The sequence below is a fragment of the Streptomyces sp. Go-475 genome, from assembly GCF_003330845.1.
Taxonomy (GTDB): Bacteria; Actinomycetota; Actinomycetes; order Streptomycetales; family Streptomycetaceae; genus Streptomyces.
In genome coordinates this window covers 4,478,445-4,494,291 of the sequence record NZ_CP026121.1, presented here as the reverse complement: position 1 = coordinate 4,494,291, position 15,847 = coordinate 4,478,445, and the positions used below count along the sequence as shown (strand labels likewise).

The window sequence follows — 15,847 nt, the reverse complement described above, 5'->3', positions numbered from 1 at the left end:
GGAGGGGCGGTGGTGTTCAGGGCTTGGCGCGGAGGACGTCGATGTTGCCCCAGTTGGTCCGTGCGTGGACCTTCACGCTGTCCTCGCTCTCCTCCGGGGCGTCGGACGCGGCGAGCCTGTTGCGCACCTGCCCCCGGTTGGAGCTGACATCGAGCCAGGCGGCGGTGCCCTCGCGGATGCCGATCTCGAGGGAGCCGTTGGAGGTCTCCAACCGGACGTCCCCGCGGGCGACTTCGGCGAGGCGAAGAGAGCCGTTGGTCGTGGTGGCGGTGACCGACGCCTCGGCGCGCGCGATGTCGATGGCGCCGTTGGCCCCGTTCACCCGCAGTTCGCCCGTCACGGCGCCGACGGTGGTGGTGCCGTGGGAGTTCTTCAGGACGGCGGGGCCGTCGACCAGGCCGACGCGCACGTTGCCGGAGCTGGTGGTGATCTCGGCCGCCCCCTCGACCCGGTCCACCGTGACCGCGCCGTGCGACACGGTCAGCGTCAGCGGGCCGGTGGTGTCGAGGCGCACGTCGCCGCTCGAGGTCTTCACCCGGACCTCGCCGAGCCGGCCCTCGCCGAGCACTTGGGCGAAGGAGCCGCCGGACACGTCGACGTCCGAGCCCGCGGGCAGCTCGACCGTCACGTCGACGAGGCCGTTGGGGCCGATGAGACTGCGGCGCCTGGGCAGCGTCCTGATGGTCAGGACGCCGCTCGCGTAGGTGACCTCGGTCTGTTCGGCGGTTCGGACGTCCTTGTCCCGCTTGGGGTCGCGGGGCCGCACCTCGACGACCGTGTCGGCGCGGTCGCCCGCGGTGAACCGGATGGCCGCGGCGGGCACGTGGGCCGTGACCGCGATCGGCTGCGGGGTGTCGAAAGAAGGCATGGCTGTCCCGTCCTCTTGAGTCCTTGGGGCGTCCGCGCTGGTGGGCGCGGTGCGGATGAGTGGTGCGGCGGGCGGGACGCGGTCAGCGCACCCAGCCGGTGTAGCTCTGTCCGATGGTGCGGGTCCTGTCCGTCGCGTGCGGGCGGGCACCGCCCTCGACCGCGGCCGAAACGGCCCGGACCAGCCACGCGTTGACCGACAGCCCCTCACCGGCCGCGGCCTCCTCGGCGCGGGCCTTGAGGTGGGCCGGCAGCCGCAGGTTGACGCGGGCGGTGCCGCCCTCGTCGCCGTCGGCGGGCAGGTGCCCCCTGGCCGGTTCGAGGGACGCGGTCGGTGCCGCGGGGGCGCTGCCGTAGGCGGGCGGTGGTGTCACCACGAAGTCGGGGTCGAGTCCGCGCAGCCGTACGTCGACCGAGCCCGGGGCGAGTTCGCGGGTGATCTCGTCCATCGCGGCGGAGAGCACGTTGAGCAGGGCCAGCCGGGTCGCCGACTCCAGGGGAGCGGTGAGCCTCTCGGCCAGCTCGCGGGCTTCCTCGCCGCCGGCCTCGGCGGCCACCGCGAGTTCACGGCGGAGGGTGTCGACATACGGGGTGAGGTCCATGACGCCATGATGGCACCACTATGGCGCCACACGCAAGCCCGTGTGGCGCCTCGGGTGGGACGGGGCGGACCGCCAGCCTCCTCACCTGCGACTATGTGAAGCAGAGACCGTCAGACACCACTCGACACCACATGGCACCGCACGGCGCCACGTGGTGCCATGCGGTGCCACATGGTGCCACGTGACGCCAGGGGCAGCTCGGATGTTCCACGCGGTCAGGCCGACTCCCTGACCAGCGAGCCGGTCCGGGCCGGTGCCTGTACGACGCGGCGGCGCCGGGCGAGCGTGCCGGCCGCCGGGTGGGCGACGCCCCAGGCCGCGCCCTTGCAGATCAGTTCCTTGTAGACGGCGGCGAACCGGCCCGTCAGCGCCGCCCCGACGGCACGGTCGTCGGCGGTGACGTACTGGATCAGGCCTTCCCTGCGGCCCAGCGAGATGCACTGGTTGAAGTAGCGCAGCGGCACGTTCGGGAGCTTCCCGCCGGTCAGCCGGGCCGCGATCGCGTCGGCGGCCTGCCAGGCCATGGGGACGCCCGAGGCGCACGACATCCGCAGCGGCTTGTCACCGGCGCCCAGCGCCAGGGCCGCGTCGCCGACGGCGTACACGTCCGGGTGCGAGACCGAGCGCATGGTCCGGTCGACCATGATCCGGCCGGTGTCGGTGACCTCCAGGGTGGTGGCGCGGGCGATCGGGTGGACGGCGAAGCCGGTGGTCCACACGGTGACCGCGGCCGGGATCCGCGCGCCCTCGGCGGTGGTGACGTGGTCGGCCTCCACGGCGGTGACGGCGGCGTGCTCGTGCACGGTGATGCCGAGCCGGTCGAAGACCTTCCGCAGATGCCGGCGGCCCTTGGGCGAGAGCCAGTCGCCGAGGCCACCGCGGGCGGCGAGGGCCAGGTCGAGGTCCGGGCGGGCCTCGGCGATCTCGGTCGCGGCCTCCAGGCCGGTGAGGCCGCCGCCGACCACGACCACGGACTGGCCGGCCTCCAGCCGGGCCAGGCGCTCGCGCAGCCGGAGCGCTCCCGGGCGACTGGCGATCTCGTGAGCGTGCTCGGCGGTGCCGGGGACGCCCTGGTCGTTCCAGCCGCTGCCGAGGGCGTACACGAGGGTGTCGTAGGCCAGCGGTTCCTCGGTGCCCTGCGCGTCGGTGACGGTGACGGTTCTGCCGTCGACGTCGACGCCGGTGACCTGCGCGAGCTTCAGGGTGACGCCGGTGCCCGCGAACATCTCGCTGAAGGGCCGGGGCGTGAGGTCCTGGCCGGCGGCGAGCTGGTGCATCCGGACGCGTTCGACGAAGTCGGGCTCGGCGTTGACCAGAGTGATGGCGACGTCTTCGTGGTGCAGCCGCTTGGCGAGGCGCCCGGCGGCGGTGGCGCCGGTGTAGCCGGCCCCGAGGACGACGATGCGGTGCTGCATGTCCTGGCTCCTGTCGTGAGCAACCTTGAGCGGATTCGCCCCTTGAACCGGGCGGCCCGCGGTTTCCTGACAGGAATCCGATGTGAAGCAGCTCACACCCTCATCAGAAGGCGGCGCGGAGCAGAGGTTCGCCGTGGTCGGTCGCGGCCCACTGCGCGGTCGCCCGCTCGAGCTTGTCCGGGTTGACCTGGCTGCGGAACGCGGCGATGCCGTCGGCGCCGACCTCCAGGCAGGTCACGCCGACGACCCGGCCGTCCACGACCGCCACGATGGCCGGATCGCCGTTGGCGGTCGTGGCGTACATCTCGGGGGAGCCGCCGACCAGGGCGCGCTTGGCCTTGCTCGGCTTGAACAGCCCCCGCATGAACTGCGCGACCGCGAGGGCGCCCTCGAACGCCTTGGCCCGGGCCGGGACCTTCCCGCCGCCGTCGCCGACCGAGACGGCGTCCTGGGTGAGCAGCCGCACGAGCGGCTCGGTCCGGCCGCTGGTGGCCGCCGCGAGGAACTCCTCGACGATCCGCCGGGCGGCGGCCTCGTCGACCTCCGTGCGGGCCTTGCCGTCGGCGACGTGCTTCTTGGCGCGGTGCAGGATCTGCTGGCTGGCGGCCTCGGTGATGTCGAGGATCGCGGCGATCTCCCGGTGCGGGTAGTCGAAGGCCTCCCGCAGCACGTACACCGCCCGCTCGTTGGGGGACAGGCGCTCCAGCAGGGCGAGGACCGCGTACGAGACCGATTCGCGCTGTTCGGCGGTGTCGGCGGGGCCGAGCATCGGGTCCCCGGCGAGCAGCGGCTCGGGGAGCCACTGCCCGACGTAGGTCTCGCGCCGGGCGCGGGCCGAGGTCAGCTGGTTGAGGCAGAGGTTGGTGAGCACCTTCGTCAGCCATGCCTCGGGCACCTGGATGTGCTCGGCGTCGGCCGCCTGCCAGCGCAGATACGTCTCCTGCACGGCGTCCTCGGCCTCGCTCGCGGAGCCGAGGAGGCGGTAGGCGATCGCCTCCAGGCGGGGCCTGGACGCCTCGAACCGGTCCACGTCGTGCACGGTCATCGCCATGGCCGGGATCCTAACTCCCGTGCCCCGCGGACGCGCGAGGGCGAACGGGGGTGGTAGGGCGGCGGCGGTCCGGGGCGGTGTTTCCGCCGGGGGGCGGCGCGGCGGGACATCGGCAGCCGGTGCGGCGGGGCGCCGACAGCCGGGCCGGAAGACGTCGGCCGTCAGGCGGGAGGACGTCAGCAACCGGACCGGAGGACGCCAGCAACCGGACCGAAGGACATCGGCAGCCGAGCCGGAAGACGTCGGCCGTCGGACCGGGGGGCATCGGCGGGTGTCCGGGTCAGTGGTGTCCGGCCACCTGGTCCGCGTCGTCGTGGCGGCCGTGTTCCGGGGCGAGGCGGCGGTAGGCGGCGCGGGCGTGGGCGAGGCGGGCCAGGGACGTGCCGAGGAGGGCGGCGGTGAGCAGGCAGGCCAGCCACGTGGTGTCGCGGTGCCCGGCCCAGGTGAGGGTGCCCGCGGGCGGGATGGCGAAGCCGTTGAGGAAGAGCCAGCAGAGCACGGCCGTGCCGGGGGCCGCCGTGAAGCGTGCGCACAGGCCGAGCACGACGGCCAGCAGGGACAGCGCGGTGAGGGCCAGTTCGGGCCGGTCGGGTCCCACCACGGTGTTGATGAGCGCCACCAGGACCAGTGCGCCGGCGAAGGCTCCGGCCCAGACCAGCGGGGTCGCCACGGGCTGCGGGACGGGCCTGGACCCGGTGGCCAGAGGTATCCAGTCGATCATGCCGGCGCTTCCTTCCGAATTCCCTGGACAGGGATTGTCCCCTCCTGCTCCGCGCCACCGGGGCCGGTCGGCGCATTCGGCCTGTGCGCCGATGCCTTCGAGCCGTTCTGGCCGGATGCCCTCCGTCACCGTTCTCGCCGGACCACCGGTCTCACGCGCCCCCGGCGTTGCGCACGGCACGCGGCGAGGCGCCCAGCTCCCTGCGGCACCTCTTGTTGAACGCCTGCAGGTCGGGGATGCCGACGGTCGCGGCGACCGCCGGGATCGCCAGGGTCGAGGCGATCAGCAGGTGCCGGGCCCGCGCCATGCGGCGGTGCCGTACGTAGCCGACGACCGTGTGCCCGGTGTCCTCACGGAACAACCGGGTCAGGTGCGTGTGCGACACCCCGGCGGCACGGGCGATCCCGGGGACGCTCAGCGGGTCGGCCAGGTGCTCCTCGATGTGGGCCATGGCCACCCGCAGCGCGGGATGGCGAGATCCCGAGGGGTCGATTCCGGCGTCGGTCAGGCCGGTGACGCGCCACAGCACCGTCCACAGTTCCGCCGACGCCCGGGACGGGGACTGCGCGCTCGCCCTGATCGTCTGCCGCAGCAGCCCGCTCAGCACGCCCGCGTCCGCACCGGCGTCCCGCATCACCGGGACCCGGCGCCGCTCACCGTCGCCCGGCAGCCGGAAGTGCGCGTACAGGTGCTCGCAGCGCGGGGCGTCGTAGTGGAAGTGCACCTCCGTGCCGGGCGGTACGAGGCTCAGGTGCCCCGGGCGGATCGGGTGCCGCGCACCGCCGAACTCCAAGGTGCCGGAGTAGCCGTAGAGGTGGAGCTGCCACAGGTGCGGGAGGCGGAAGACCGCCGAATACAACCCACGACTGGCAACCCTTCCCTTTCTACGGTTGCTTCCTGCCAACCACCAAACAGCTGCTGAGCTCCGTCCAGGTGGCCCGGTTCGTGGCGCACGGTTTCCTGCGCCTCGACGACGTCGTCCCGCCGGAGATGAACGAGGAGGCGCTCGGCGTGTTCGCCGCCGGGCTGCCCTCCGTGCCGTACGGCACGCCCGTGCCGGAGGCGTTCCCCGCGGGGTCCTTCGCCCGCCGGCTCGTCGAACTCCCCGCCGTCGCGGGCGCCCTGGAGAGCCTGGTCGGACCGGACCCCACCGTCGACCACCACTTCGCGCACACCCGCCTGCCCCACGAGGGCAGTGCGCAGCCCCTGCACGCCGACGCGCTCATCGATCCGCGGACCGACGCGTTCGACGTGCAGCTCATGTACTACCCGCAGGCGGTCACCGCCGACATGGGCGGCACGCTCCTCGTCCCCGGCAGCCATCTGCGCCGCACCAACGAGTCCGACACCGGCCGCTACCAGAACCTGCGCGGGCAGACCCGGCTGACCTGCCCGGCCGGCACGGTCCTGCTGCTGCACCACGGGACCTGGCACGGCGGCCGGCGCAACGACAGGGACACCGTCCGCCACATGTACAAGATCCGCTTCAACCCGACCGTGCCGCAGGTGCGGCTGTGGGACACGGCGGACCTGCACGCCCCCGCCGTCCGCGAGGAGTCGCGGCGCACCTTCCCCTGGTACGAGCAGGCCACCGCACGTCTGGAGATCCACAACCGCATCCGGTTGTGGCGCTCCCTGTCCGCCGACCCCGGCTTCGACATCGATTACTGGGCCACCCGCATCACCAACCGGCCCGCCCTCGCGAGGAGCAGCGCGTGACCACCACCCGGCAGCAGGTCCTCGTCCTCTACCTGGACACCTCCGCCCTGGACTCCGCCGTCGTCGGCTGGGCCCGCTACGACGGCACGGGAGCCGGCCACCCCACGACCGGCGACAGCGACCAACCCCGTACCCGACGGGCGTCGCGGCCCTGCGGGACGGCTGGCGGCTCTTCCAGCCGCCCAGCTCATCCCGCCGTATCCCGGCGCGGAGCACGAGACGTCGTTCCTCAAGCACGAGTTCTTCTTCGAGAAGCTCGTGGCGAGATAGGACGGGCCGACTGGCGACGTCATGGCCGGCGTCCTTGAGTGATCGGCCGGCGACCAGGCCGGCATCCTGTGTCACGGGCGCGTCACGGCACTGTCATGGACGCAAGACGGCATCGAACCCGCGGCGGTCCACGGCCGTAGGGCGGATCGGCAACGAGCGGCACCGGGCCTTCGGTGCCGCGCATCCGCACCTCGGAGAGGAATCACCGTCATGAACCGTCGTCTGCGCACCGTCCTCGCCACCACCGTCCTGCTCGGCGCGGGGCTGCTGACCGCCTGCCAGGGCGGCGACACGACATCGGCTTCGCCGAGCGGCTCGTCGTCCGCGGCGCCCGGCTCCTCGGCCACCGCGGGCTCCGGCCAGGGGGCGGGGAGCGGCGGTGGTTCCGGGACCGCGGAGCCCTCCGGCGGGGGGACTGCGGCGGGCGGCAAGACGGGGGGCGCGGCGGGCGAGGCCGCGGTGGGCGGCGCGTCGGGCGGTGGTTCCGGCGGTGCGTCCGGGAAGCAGGGTGGGGCGTCCGGCGCGGGGAAGAACGGCGGCACCGGTGACAAGAGCGGCTACGGGCAGGCCTGCGGAGCCAACGACATCTCCTGGAGCGTGGCGTCCAGGACGCAGGCCGGCGGCTACTTCCTCATCCAGGCCAAGGCCAAGCCGGGCATCACCTGCACCCTGCCCGCCGCCCTGCCCACCGTGGCCTTCGGCTCGGACGGCACCGAGGCCGGACCCGCCGAGCAGTCCGTGGGCCCGGCGATCACGCTGCGCGCCGGGGTCACCGCCTACGCCGGCGTGAACCCGAAGACCACCGGCGGCGACTCCGGCAAGGAACTGGACAGCCTCATCGTCGCGATCGGCGACGACGACCCCAACCCGGTGTCCCTGCGGGTCGGCACGTTCACGGTCGACCGGCCGATCGTCACCAACTGGCACACCTCCGCCGCGGACGCGGTGCCCTTCTCCTGAGGACCGCCCGCACGCCGGTGGGCCGGCCGGACCTCCCGAGTCCGGCCGGCCCACCGGCGTTCTGCTGACGGGCCCTAACCCTGTGGCTCCTGCTTCTCCCACTCGGTGCTGCCGGGCAGGTAGCCGTAGAGCGGGCGGCCGGTCATGGAGGTGGTGTGGAAGGGTTTCCCGCCGTCCATGATCTCGATCGTTCCCTGGCGGCCGCCGCTGCTCCACTCCAGCACCAGGTACCACTTCACGTCACGGGTGCTGGTCCGGGCGGTGATGTACAGCACCTCCGCGTCGGACCGGCTGACGCTGTAGGGGAAGCCGCGCTGGCCCCCCTTCGGGCGTACGGCGGGCCGTGCCGCGTCGAGGTCGAGACCGAACTCCCTCGGCTCCACGCCTCCGCCGCAGCCGATGCCCATCTCGTACGCGTTCCAGTCCAGGGGCGCGCCCGAGCCGACCACGCGGACGTCCAGCGACTCGATGAGGACGGCCTGGTCCCCGGTGCCCTGGACGGCCAGCGACACACGGTGCCGGCCCGCGGGGACGGCGTCGGCGTCGCTCGCCCACTTCGGGGCGTCCTGCAGCGTCGCGGGGGGCAGCGGGACCTGGGCCGGGGGCCGGTCGACCAGGTAGTGCGTGCCGCAGTACCCCTCCCAGTCGTGGGCGCGGGCGCTCACCGTCAGCGGCACGTCGTCCCGCTCGGGGCCGGCCTTCGGTCCGTTGTCCCGGGTGGCGGCGGCACCGCCGCCCCCCGCCGTGCCCGCCGACGCGCCCGCCGACGCCGACGGCGTCGCGCTCGGCGACTTCGAGGCGGCGGAGCCGCTCGGCCGTGCGGAGGGGGACGTGGACGGGGTCGCCGACCCGTACGGTTCCCAGGACCCGGTGGACAGTGTCGCGGCGCGCGGCCGGCCGCCCGGGTCCGCGCCGGCGTCGATGTTCTCCAGGACCGCCGTCGTCAGGGCGACCACGGCGAGGGTGCTCGCGGCGACCACGACCCGCCGCTTGCGGAAGAAGGCCCGCCGTCGCCGCCCCGGACGCCGCGTGGACCCGCCCGCGTGCGGCGGCCCCTCCGCTCCGGGTCCGACCAGTTCCTCGCTCCCGGCCCCGACCACCACCTCGGACACCGGCCCCGGCTCGGACACCGACTCCCGCCCCGGCCCCGGCTCCGGCCCCGGCTCGGACACCGACTCCCGCCCCGGCCCCGGCTCGGACATCGACTCCCGCCCCGGCTCCGGCTCGTACACCGGCCCGGGATCCGCAGCAACCCCGGCCCCGGCCCCGGACACAACTCCCGCCTCAGGACCCGCTTCGAGGCCCGTCCCGGGGCCGGTCCCGGAGCCGGCCCCGTCCGCCGCGGCTCGTCGGGAGCGTTCCCGTGCCGCGTCGGCCATGACCCACCGCCGGTGGAGTTCGACCATCTCCTCCGGAGTCGCCTTGCACACCCGCGCGACACGCGAGACGGAGGCGTAGTCGGCGGGCACCCCCTCCCCCTTGCAGTAGCGGTGCAGCGTCGACGTGCTCATGTGCGCCCGCTTGGCCAGAGCTTCGTAGCTGAGCCCCGAACGCTGCTTCAACACGCGTAGAAGTTCCGCGAAATCAGCTGTCTCCTCAGCCGCCCCCACCGGTCCTCCATCTCATTCGACATCCCACGAGTGGGACGTTCCCCCTGGTCAGAGCCTGATTCGACGTCCCAGCGTTCCAAAGGTCAGCTTGGAATGGCGGATGGGACGCAGCGTGCCACAGGCTTGGGTCATCCAAGCACGCCGCCCCGCTCGAAGGCGGTGACGCTGGTCTCAACTTCCCTTTTCGGCCGCGAATCTGACCGGCCGGCAACCATCAACCGGAACATCTGACTCCGGACTTCGCGTCTCACAGAAAGCAGTTCACCCATGCGTATCGCACGCCGCATCACCACCCGCGTCGCCGCCTCCTCCATGGTCGCCGCCGCCGCGTTCGCCCTCGTCGGTGTCCAGGCCACGGCCCAGACCGCCTCCGCCGCCACCTCGACGCAGGGCCCCGTGATGACCGCCTGCACCACCGCGAACACCAAGCTGACCGTCGAGGACGTCTCCCGGCCGATCAACACCCTGCTGCTCACGGCCACCAACACCGGCACCAAGCCCTGCAACCTCTACAGCGCGCCCTTCCTGTCCACCCACCCCGACGCCCAGGCCCCCATGCCGTGGCTGGAGTCCAGCAAGCCCCAGGCCGTGGTGACCCTGGCACCGGGCGAGTCCGGGTACGCCGGCATCGGGACCTCCTCCCCCGACGGCGAGGACGGCCACACCGCCAAGAACCTGGGCGTGAACTTCGCCGACAGGGGCGGGTTCGGCTCCGTCGGCAAGGGCACGACGCTGAAGCTGCCCGGCGACGGCACGTACTTCAACAGCGCCAACTTCGTCACGTACTGGCAGAGCGACGTGTACGACGCGCTGTTCGGCTGAGCCGTCCCGCGTCCCACGGCACCGCCGGTGGTGGCGGTGCCGTGGGACGCACTCGTGATGCCTGTCTGTGCCTACGGGGGATTCGCGTGAAGAAGTGTGAGGCGCTCTGATGCCGGTCGCAGAGGTCCGGTCGGCCGAGGCGCGGGCCGCGGGCGGGGTCCTGGCGGCCCCGGAGCACGACGGCGTGGACGCCGAGACGTTCATCCGGGCGGTGTACGCCCAGCACGGCACGGTGCTGCTGCGGTACGCGGTCCGACGGCTGCGCGGCGACTGGCACCGGGCCGAGGACATCCTCCAGGAGGCCGTCGTCCGGGCCTGGAGCCACGCCGGGGCGCTGGGCACCGCGCCGGAGACGATGCGGCCGTGGCTGTTCACGGTCGTCCGCAACCTGCTGATCGACGATCACCGGGCGCAGGTGCTGCGCCCGGTGGCCGCGGACGCGCTGGAGGACACGGACGTCCCCGTCGCCGACGAGGTGAACCGGCTGCTGACGGGGCATGTGGTGACGGACGCGCTGGACGACCTCACCGAGCAGCAGCGCGGGATCCTGCGGCACCTGTACTTCGACGGCAGCAGCGTGGCGCAGGTCTCGGAACTCCTCGGGATTCCCCAGGGGACGGTGAAGTCCCGGGCGTACTACGCGATCCGCGCGCTGCGCCGGGCCCTGGCCGCTCGCGGCGTCGACGGCTGACCACCGCCGCCGTGCCGAGGTCCACGCCGGTCCACCGGGGGGGGTGGACCGGCGTTCTCGCCATGGCGTCACGCCGGCCCGGGCACCCGGCGGTGGCCGGTCAGGACGACGATGCCGCCGATGACGGCCAGGCCCATCAGGACGGTCCCGAAGACGGTCGCCCCGGTGGGCAGGCCCACAGCGTCCATGAGGTAGCCGGTGGACACCGGCAGGAGCCCGGCCGGGAGGTAACCGCCCACGTTCAGCGCGGCGTTGGCCTCGGCGAGCCGCCGCGCCGGGACGGTGGAGTTGAGCAGGGACAGGCCGCCGAGCTGGCCCATGCCCTGCCCGGCCCCGGCGAGCAGGGCGGAGGCGACGAGCAGCGCGACCGACGAGGCGTGCACGGCGGCGATCAGCGCGCCCATGCTGAGGGTGGTGCTGATCGCGCCGGCGGTCAGGATGGCGCGCCGGCGCAGCTGCCGCACGGCGAACTGGACGCCGGTGGCGGCGAGGAACATGACGAAGGCCATGGCCCCGGAGACGATCCGGCTGGTGGTGCCGAGCAGTTCGGTCAGCAGGGTGGGGCCGAGCGACAGCACGAAGGACGTGGCGGTGATGCCGGGCGCGAACACCGCGATGCCGAGGGCGAGCTGGATGCCGTTGCCGTACGGCACGCCGGGCACGCGCACCCAGGCGCCCTTGCCGCGGGCGGCGGGACGGCGTACGGGCATGCGCAGCACGGCGAGGACGGCCGTGGCCAGCAGGACGGCCTCCACGGCGAAGACGGTCACGGTGGGGGCCGGGAGCGTCTCGGACAGCAGGCCGGCGAGGAGCGGGCCGAGGCCGGCCCCGAAGACCATCGCGCAGGAGGCCAGCAGCGCGGCGAGCCGCTTGCGCTCGGGGCCCGCCACGTCCGTCACGGCCGCCATGCCGGCGGAGACGACGGCGCCGACGGCGATGCCGGTGAACAGCCGGGCGATGATCAGCGCGGTCACCGTCGTGGCCGTCGCGAAGATCGCGCAGGCGGCGAGGGCGAGGCCGAGCGCGGGCAGCAGCACGGGCTTGCGGCCCAGCCGGTCGGAGACGACGCCCGAGACCAGCAGCGAGCCGAGCAGGCCGACGATGTAGAACGCGAAGACGACGGTCAGGGTGCCCTTGGAGAACCCGATGTCGCGCTGCCACAGCACGTACAGCGGGGTCGCCGCGTTGGACAGCACGAAGACGGCGGTGACGGGCCACGCCGCCAGCCACACCCACCAGGTGGGCGTACGGCGCTCCGGCCGGGTGGGAGGCGCGGGGCGTTGCTGTGCGTCCACCGCCTCGGCGGGCACGGTCCGACTCTCCGACATGGGTGCTCCCTCCGGCCAAGCTCAGTACGAGTCCATTCGAACTTAGCATGCAGTACGATAAAACTCGTACAGAGGATTCGGGTGGGAGGAAGGGGCGGCCCATGTCCGCGACGACGCGCCAGGTGCCGGTCATCAAGGTGGTGCCGGAGCCGGACGACCTGCCGGAACCGCTGCCCGAGCCGGCGGTGGAGGACCTGCGTCTCGAGACGGTGCTGGGCGCGCTGAGCGACCCGCTGCGCCTGCGGATCGTGCGGAAACTGCTGCTGGAGTCCGAGGCGTTCGACCACTCCTGCGGCTGGTTCGGCCTCGACCGCCCCAAGTCCTCCCTCACCCACCACTTCAAGGCCCTGCGCGAGGCCGGCATCACCCGCCAGCGCCAGTACGGCCTGGAACGCCGCAGCCACGTCCGGGTCACCGACCTCAACGCCCGCTTCCCGGGCCTGCTCGACCTGGTGGCAGCGTGGACGCCACCGGAGACACCCTGACGCCTGCCCCCTGACCCGACCCCGCACGGCACCGGCCGCGTTGCGCCCCGTCGCCGAGCGGTGGATCCCTTACCGTTCCGGTGTCAGCCGGCACGGGACGGGGGTCGTGAGTCGCCATGGGCATACGCGGGGTGCTGCGGGAGTGGTGGGAGCGGGGGCGGGCCCTGGCGGCGGCCAATCCGCTGCTGCTCGACGTCGGCGTGGCGCTCCTCGTCCAGGGCGCGATGACCATGCCGTTCCTCGTGCCGCGCCCGCCCGGGACGCCGCCCGCGACCTGGGCCGCGTACGGGCTGAGCACCCTCACCGTGCTGCCCCTGGTGTGGCGGCGGCGCGCGCCCGTCGCCGTGCTGTTCGCGGTGCTGGCCGCCAACGCGCTGTACCGGCTGACCGTGGACGGGCCCGGGCAGCCGCTGCCGTACACCGGGCTCGTGGTCGTGTACACCATCGCCGCGGTCTCGCCCCCGCGGAAGCGGCTCGTCGCCGCCCTGGTCATGGTCGTCGCGGTGCCCGTGGGCGTGTGGCTGAACACGCGGTCCGCGCGTGAACTGACCTTCTCCTGCTTCGTGCTGGCCGCCGCCTACGTCTTCGGGCGGCTGACCGACGCCCGCCGGCGGGCGCACCTGGTCGAGGCCGAGCGGGCCGCCGCGCGGGAACGGGCCCGGATCGCGCGGGAGATGCACGACATCCTCTCCCACGCGGTGAGCCTGATGATCGTGCAGGCGGAGGCCGGGCCGGTCGCGGTGCGGCACGCGCCGGAGCGGGCGGAGGCCACCTTCGACGCGATCTCCGCCACCGGACGGGACGCCATGGCCCAGTTGCGCCGGATGCTGGGGGTGCTGCGCGACGGCGACGAGCCCGGCGGCTCCCCGCGCGCCCCGCAGCCCGGGCTCGCCGAACTGCCCGCGCTCCTCGACCGGGTGCGGGACAGCGGTCTCGCCGTCGGGTACGGGACGACGGGCCGCGTCCGGCCGGTGCCGGACGCGGTCGCCGCCACCGTCTTCCGGGTCGTCCAGGAGGCCCTGACCAATACCGTCCGCCACGCTGACGCCCGTACCGTGGCCGTGCGACTGGACTACCGGGAAGCCGAGTTGGAGGTACGTGTGACGGACGACGGGCGGGGGCCGCGTCCCGTGCCCGGGGCCGGCGGGCACGGGCTGGTGGGGGTCCGGGAGCGGGCGGCGGCCCACGGCGGCAGCGCGGTCGCCGGGCCGGGAGCGGACGGGCGCGGGTTCGAGGTGCGGGCGCGGATCCCCGTACCGGTCGCGGTGGAGGCGGGGTCGTGACGATCCGGGTCGTGGTGGCGGACGACCAGGAGCTGGTGCGCAGCGGCTTCGCGATGATCCTGGACGTCCAGCCGGACATCGAGGTCGTCGCGGAGGCGGGCGACGGGGCGGCGGCGGTCGAGGCGGTGCGGCGGCACGCTCCGGACGTGGCGCTGCTCGACATCCGGATGCCGCGCCTGGACGGGATCGGGGCCTGCCGCGCCATCAGCGCGGCGGGCGGCTGCCGGACGGTGATGCTGACGACCTTCGACTCCGACGAGTACGTGTACGAGGCGCTGCACGCGGGCGCCAGCGGGTTCCTGCTGAAGGACGTCCGGCGGGACGACCTCGTGCACGCGGTGCGGGTCGTCGCCCGGGGCGACTCGCTGCTCGCGCCGTCGGTGGCCCGGCGCCTGGTGGAGCAGTACACCCGGCCCGCCGCCGCCCGGCCGCGCCGGCCCGACCCCCGGCTGGACGTGCTGACCGCGCGGGAACGCGAGACGCTGCTGCTGCTCGCGCGCGGCCTGTCGAACGCCGAGATCGCCGCCGAGCTGGTGGTCAGCGACCACACGGTCAAGACGCATGTCGGCAACGTCCTGGCGAAGCTGGGGCTGCGGGACCGGATCCAGGCCGTGATCTGCGCGTACGAGACGGGCCTGGTCACGGCCGGGGGTCCCCCGCCCGGGGGAGCGGCCCTGGCCGGTGCCTCCCCCGCACCGGCGAGGAACCGGCCGGCCCGAACCGCCCGCGGGGGCGATCCGCGTGCCGCCCCCGGTCCGGAGGATGGAGCCGTCCACAACGACGGTCCCCACCACTGGAGTCGACCATGAAGGCCCGTACCAGCCTGCTCGCCGCCGCGCTCGTCGCGGGGGTGATGGCGGGGCCGTCCGCGCTGCCGGCCGCCGCCTCGGCCCCGGCCGCGCCGTCCGCCGCGGCGCAGTCCCCGGACCCCGCCCTCGAAGCCGCCCTCCGAGCCGCCCTGGCCGGCCTCCCCGGCGCCGACGCGACGGCGGCGCTCGTGCGGGTCGGGGGCGAGGAGGGCGTCTGGCGGGGCAGTTCGGGCGTGCACGACCTGCGGACCGGCCGCCCGGCGGATCCGGCCGGCCGCTTCCGCGTCGGATCCGTCACCAAGGTCTTCACGGCGGCACTCGCCCTGCAACTGGCCGCCGAGGGCCGGCTGGACCTGGACCGCAGCGCCCGCTCCTACCTGCCGGAGCTGATCCCGGCCTCGTACGGGAGAGTGACCGTCCGGCAGCTCCTCGACCACACGCACGGCATCCCCGCGCCGGACCTCCCCGGGACCACCGTCGAGGAGTGGTACGCCCACCGCTTCCAGGTCCACGACACCCGGGACCTGGTCCGCTCGGCGACGTCGAAGAAGCCCGAGTTCGCGCCGGGCGAGCGGCAGCACTACCTCAACATCGGCTACCAGATCGCCGGGCTGGTCATCGAGCGCGTCACCGGCGACGCCTACGAGCGTCAGGTCGCGCGCCGGGTGCTGAAGCCGCTGGGGCTGCGGGACACGTACTTCCCCGGGGCGAACCCGCGCATCGTCGGGCCGCACAACCACGGCTACCAGCGGATGCGGCTGGACGACGGGACACTCGGGCTGCGCGACGTGTCCGTGTGGGGGGCGACGGACGCGTGGGCGGCCGGGGACCTCATCTCGACGACGGCGGACCTGGAGCGGTTCACGCGGGCCCTGTTCCAGGGGCGGGTGGTGCGCGGGCCGCTGCTGGAGGAGATGTTCACCCTGCCGAAGGTGACCGACCTCCACAGCGGCGAGCCGGCCGCCTACTCCGTCGGCCTCTCCATGAAGGAGCTGGGCGGACGCGAGGTCTGGGGCAAGACGGGCGGACGCTGGGGCTACAACACGGCCGTCGCCGCCACCCGGGACGGCTCGCGCACCCTCGTGTACAGCGTCAACTCCACGGACGCCAAGGGCCGGGACATGAACCAGGTGGCGGAGAACATCATGGTGGCGGCGTTCGGCCGGCCGTAGCCCCGCCCTCGCACAGCCGCCGGCCGTGGCCCCGCCGCGGCC

16 protein-coding genes and 1 pseudogene are annotated in these 15,847 nt (G+C 73.9%); 9 read left to right on the top strand and 8 right to left on the bottom strand.

Going from position 1 to position 15,847, the window contains the following annotated elements; all coding sequences use genetic code 11:
• Window positions 1–16 precede the first annotated feature (16 nt).
• The 6 genes from C1703_RS20760 to C1703_RS20735 all read right to left on the bottom strand — a co-directional run bounded on the left by C1703_RS20760 (window position 17) and on the right by C1703_RS20735 (window position 5,515).
• Complete coding sequence (locus tag C1703_RS20760; RefSeq protein ID WP_114254293.1) at window positions 17–868, bottom strand: DUF4097 family beta strand repeat-containing protein; 852 nt, start codon at window positions 866–868, stop codon at window positions 17–19.
• 82 nt (window positions 869–950) lie between these two features.
• Entirely contained in the window at window positions 951–1,469 is a 519-nt protein-coding gene (locus tag C1703_RS20755; protein WP_114254292.1) for a toxin-antitoxin system HicB family antitoxin, read from the bottom strand.
• A gap of 215 nt (window positions 1,470–1,684) precedes the next feature.
• On the bottom strand, window positions 1,685–2,884 hold the full coding sequence (locus tag C1703_RS20750; protein ID WP_114254291.1) for an FAD-dependent oxidoreductase: 1,200 nt from the start codon (window positions 2,882–2,884) through the stop codon (window positions 1,685–1,687).
• Between the two features lie 103 nt (window positions 2,885–2,987).
• Window positions 2,988–3,935 (bottom strand): RNA polymerase sigma-70 factor, encoded by a 948-nt coding sequence (locus tag C1703_RS20745; protein WP_114254290.1) that lies wholly within the window; start codon window positions 3,933–3,935, stop codon window positions 2,988–2,990.
• 280 nt (window positions 3,936–4,215) lie between these two features.
• The gene (locus tag C1703_RS20740) at window positions 4,216–4,656 is read right to left on the bottom strand and encodes a hypothetical protein (RefSeq protein ID WP_114254289.1); all 441 of its coding nucleotides are present in this window, start codon (window positions 4,654–4,656) and stop codon (window positions 4,216–4,218) included.
• Between the two features lie 151 nt (window positions 4,657–4,807).
• Window positions 4,808–5,515, bottom strand: coding sequence for an AraC family transcriptional regulator (locus C1703_RS20735; protein WP_343236401.1), 708 nt, complete (start codon window positions 5,513–5,515; stop codon window positions 4,808–4,810).
• A gap of 38 nt (window positions 5,516–5,553) precedes the next feature.
• On the opposite strand from C1703_RS20735, the gene C1703_RS20730 reads away from it, so the two are divergent.
• From C1703_RS20730 to C1703_RS39000, 3 genes and pseudogenes are all read left to right on the top strand, one after another.
• Window positions 5,554–6,375 carry a phytanoyl-CoA dioxygenase family protein gene (locus C1703_RS20730; RefSeq protein ID WP_198678433.1) on the top strand — a complete coding sequence of 274 codons (822 nt, stop codon included), beginning with the start codon at window positions 5,554–5,556 and terminating at the stop codon, window positions 6,373–6,375.
• Window positions 6,372–6,645: pseudogene (locus C1703_RS39780) on the top strand (hypothetical protein). Before C1703_RS20730 ends, C1703_RS39780 begins: the two are co-directional and overlap by 4 nt.
• 210 nt (window positions 6,646–6,855) lie before the next feature.
• On the top strand, window positions 6,856–7,605 hold the full coding sequence (locus C1703_RS39000) for a DUF4232 domain-containing protein (RefSeq protein ID WP_157993132.1): 750 nt from the start codon (window positions 6,856–6,858) through the stop codon (window positions 7,603–7,605).
• Between the two features lie 74 nt (window positions 7,606–7,679).
• Here C1703_RS39000 and C1703_RS40160 read toward each other — a convergent pair whose 3' ends face one another.
• The gene (locus C1703_RS40160; RefSeq protein WP_114254284.1) at window positions 7,680–9,215 is read right to left on the bottom strand and encodes a helix-turn-helix domain-containing protein; all 1,536 of its coding nucleotides are present in this window, start codon (window positions 9,213–9,215) and stop codon (window positions 7,680–7,682) included.
• A 267-nt stretch (window positions 9,216–9,482) separates the two neighbouring features.
• On the opposite strand from C1703_RS40160, the gene C1703_RS20705 reads away from it, so the two are divergent.
• Complete coding sequence (locus tag C1703_RS20705) at window positions 9,483–10,037, top strand: DUF4232 domain-containing protein (RefSeq protein WP_114254283.1); 555 nt, start codon at window positions 9,483–9,485, stop codon at window positions 10,035–10,037.
• A gap of 109 nt (window positions 10,038–10,146) precedes the next feature.
• Window positions 10,147–10,728, top strand: coding sequence for a sigma-70 family RNA polymerase sigma factor (locus C1703_RS20700; protein ID WP_114254282.1), 582 nt, complete (start codon window positions 10,147–10,149; stop codon window positions 10,726–10,728).
• Between the two features lie 68 nt (window positions 10,729–10,796).
• Here C1703_RS20700 and C1703_RS20695 read toward each other — a convergent pair whose 3' ends face one another.
• Entirely contained in the window at window positions 10,797–12,056 is a 1,260-nt protein-coding gene (locus C1703_RS20695; protein WP_114254281.1) for an MFS transporter, read from the bottom strand.
• A 101-nt stretch (window positions 12,057–12,157) separates the two neighbouring features.
• On the opposite strand from C1703_RS20695, the gene C1703_RS20690 reads away from it, so the two are divergent.
• The 4 genes from C1703_RS20690 to C1703_RS20675 all read left to right on the top strand — a co-directional run bounded on the left by C1703_RS20690 (window position 12,158) and on the right by C1703_RS20675 (window position 15,805).
• Window positions 12,158–12,541 (top strand): helix-turn-helix domain-containing protein, encoded by a 384-nt coding sequence (locus tag C1703_RS20690; RefSeq protein WP_114254280.1) that lies wholly within the window; start codon window positions 12,158–12,160, stop codon window positions 12,539–12,541.
• A 116-nt stretch (window positions 12,542–12,657) separates the two neighbouring features.
• Window positions 12,658–13,824 (top strand): histidine kinase, encoded by a 1,167-nt coding sequence (locus C1703_RS20685; RefSeq protein ID WP_114254279.1) that lies wholly within the window; start codon window positions 12,658–12,660, stop codon window positions 13,822–13,824.
• Entirely contained in the window at window positions 13,821–14,633 is an 813-nt protein-coding gene (locus tag C1703_RS20680; RefSeq protein WP_114254278.1) for a response regulator transcription factor, read from the top strand. The genes C1703_RS20685 and C1703_RS20680 overlap by 4 nt, the downstream gene beginning before the upstream one ends.
• Entirely contained in the window at window positions 14,630–15,805 is a 1,176-nt protein-coding gene (locus C1703_RS20675; RefSeq protein ID WP_114254277.1) for a serine hydrolase domain-containing protein, read from the top strand. The genes C1703_RS20680 and C1703_RS20675 overlap by 4 nt, the downstream gene beginning before the upstream one ends.
• Window positions 15,806–15,847 lie beyond the last annotated feature (42 nt).

Bases quoted from the DNA above. Each gene is read 5' to 3' on its own strand.
- C1703_RS20685 (WP_114254279.1), top strand. From the start codon at position 12,658: ATGGGCATACGCGGGGTGCTGCGGGAGTGGTGGGAGCGGGGGCGGGCC.
- C1703_RS20675 (WP_114254277.1), top strand. From the start codon at position 14,630: ATGAAGGCCCGTACCAGCCTGCTCGCCGCCGCGCTCGTCGCGGGGGTG.
- C1703_RS20750 (WP_114254291.1), bottom strand. From the start codon at position 2,884: ATGCAGCACCGCATCGTCGTCCTCGGGGCCGGCTACACCGGCGCCACC.
- C1703_RS20700 (WP_114254282.1), top strand. From the start codon at position 10,147: ATGCCGGTCGCAGAGGTCCGGTCGGCCGAGGCGCGGGCCGCGGGCGGG.
- C1703_RS39000 (WP_157993132.1), top strand. From the start codon at position 6,856: ATGAACCGTCGTCTGCGCACCGTCCTCGCCACCACCGTCCTGCTCGGC.
- C1703_RS20755 (WP_114254292.1), bottom strand. From the start codon at position 1,469: ATGGACCTCACCCCGTATGTCGACACCCTCCGCCGTGAACTCGCGGTG.
- C1703_RS20695 (WP_114254281.1), bottom strand. From the start codon at position 12,056: ATGTCGGAGAGTCGGACCGTGCCCGCCGAGGCGGTGGACGCACAGCAA.
- C1703_RS20690 (WP_114254280.1), top strand. From the start codon at position 12,158: ATGTCCGCGACGACGCGCCAGGTGCCGGTCATCAAGGTGGTGCCGGAG.
- C1703_RS20705 (WP_114254283.1), top strand. From the start codon at position 9,483: ATGCGTATCGCACGCCGCATCACCACCCGCGTCGCCGCCTCCTCCATG.
- C1703_RS20760 (WP_114254293.1), bottom strand. From the start codon at position 868: ATGCCTTCTTTCGACACCCCGCAGCCGATCGCGGTCACGGCCCACGTG.
- C1703_RS20740 (WP_114254289.1), bottom strand. From the start codon at position 4,656: ATGATCGACTGGATACCTCTGGCCACCGGGTCCAGGCCCGTCCCGCAG.
- C1703_RS20745 (WP_114254290.1), bottom strand. From the start codon at position 3,935: ATGGCGATGACCGTGCACGACGTGGACCGGTTCGAGGCGTCCAGGCCC.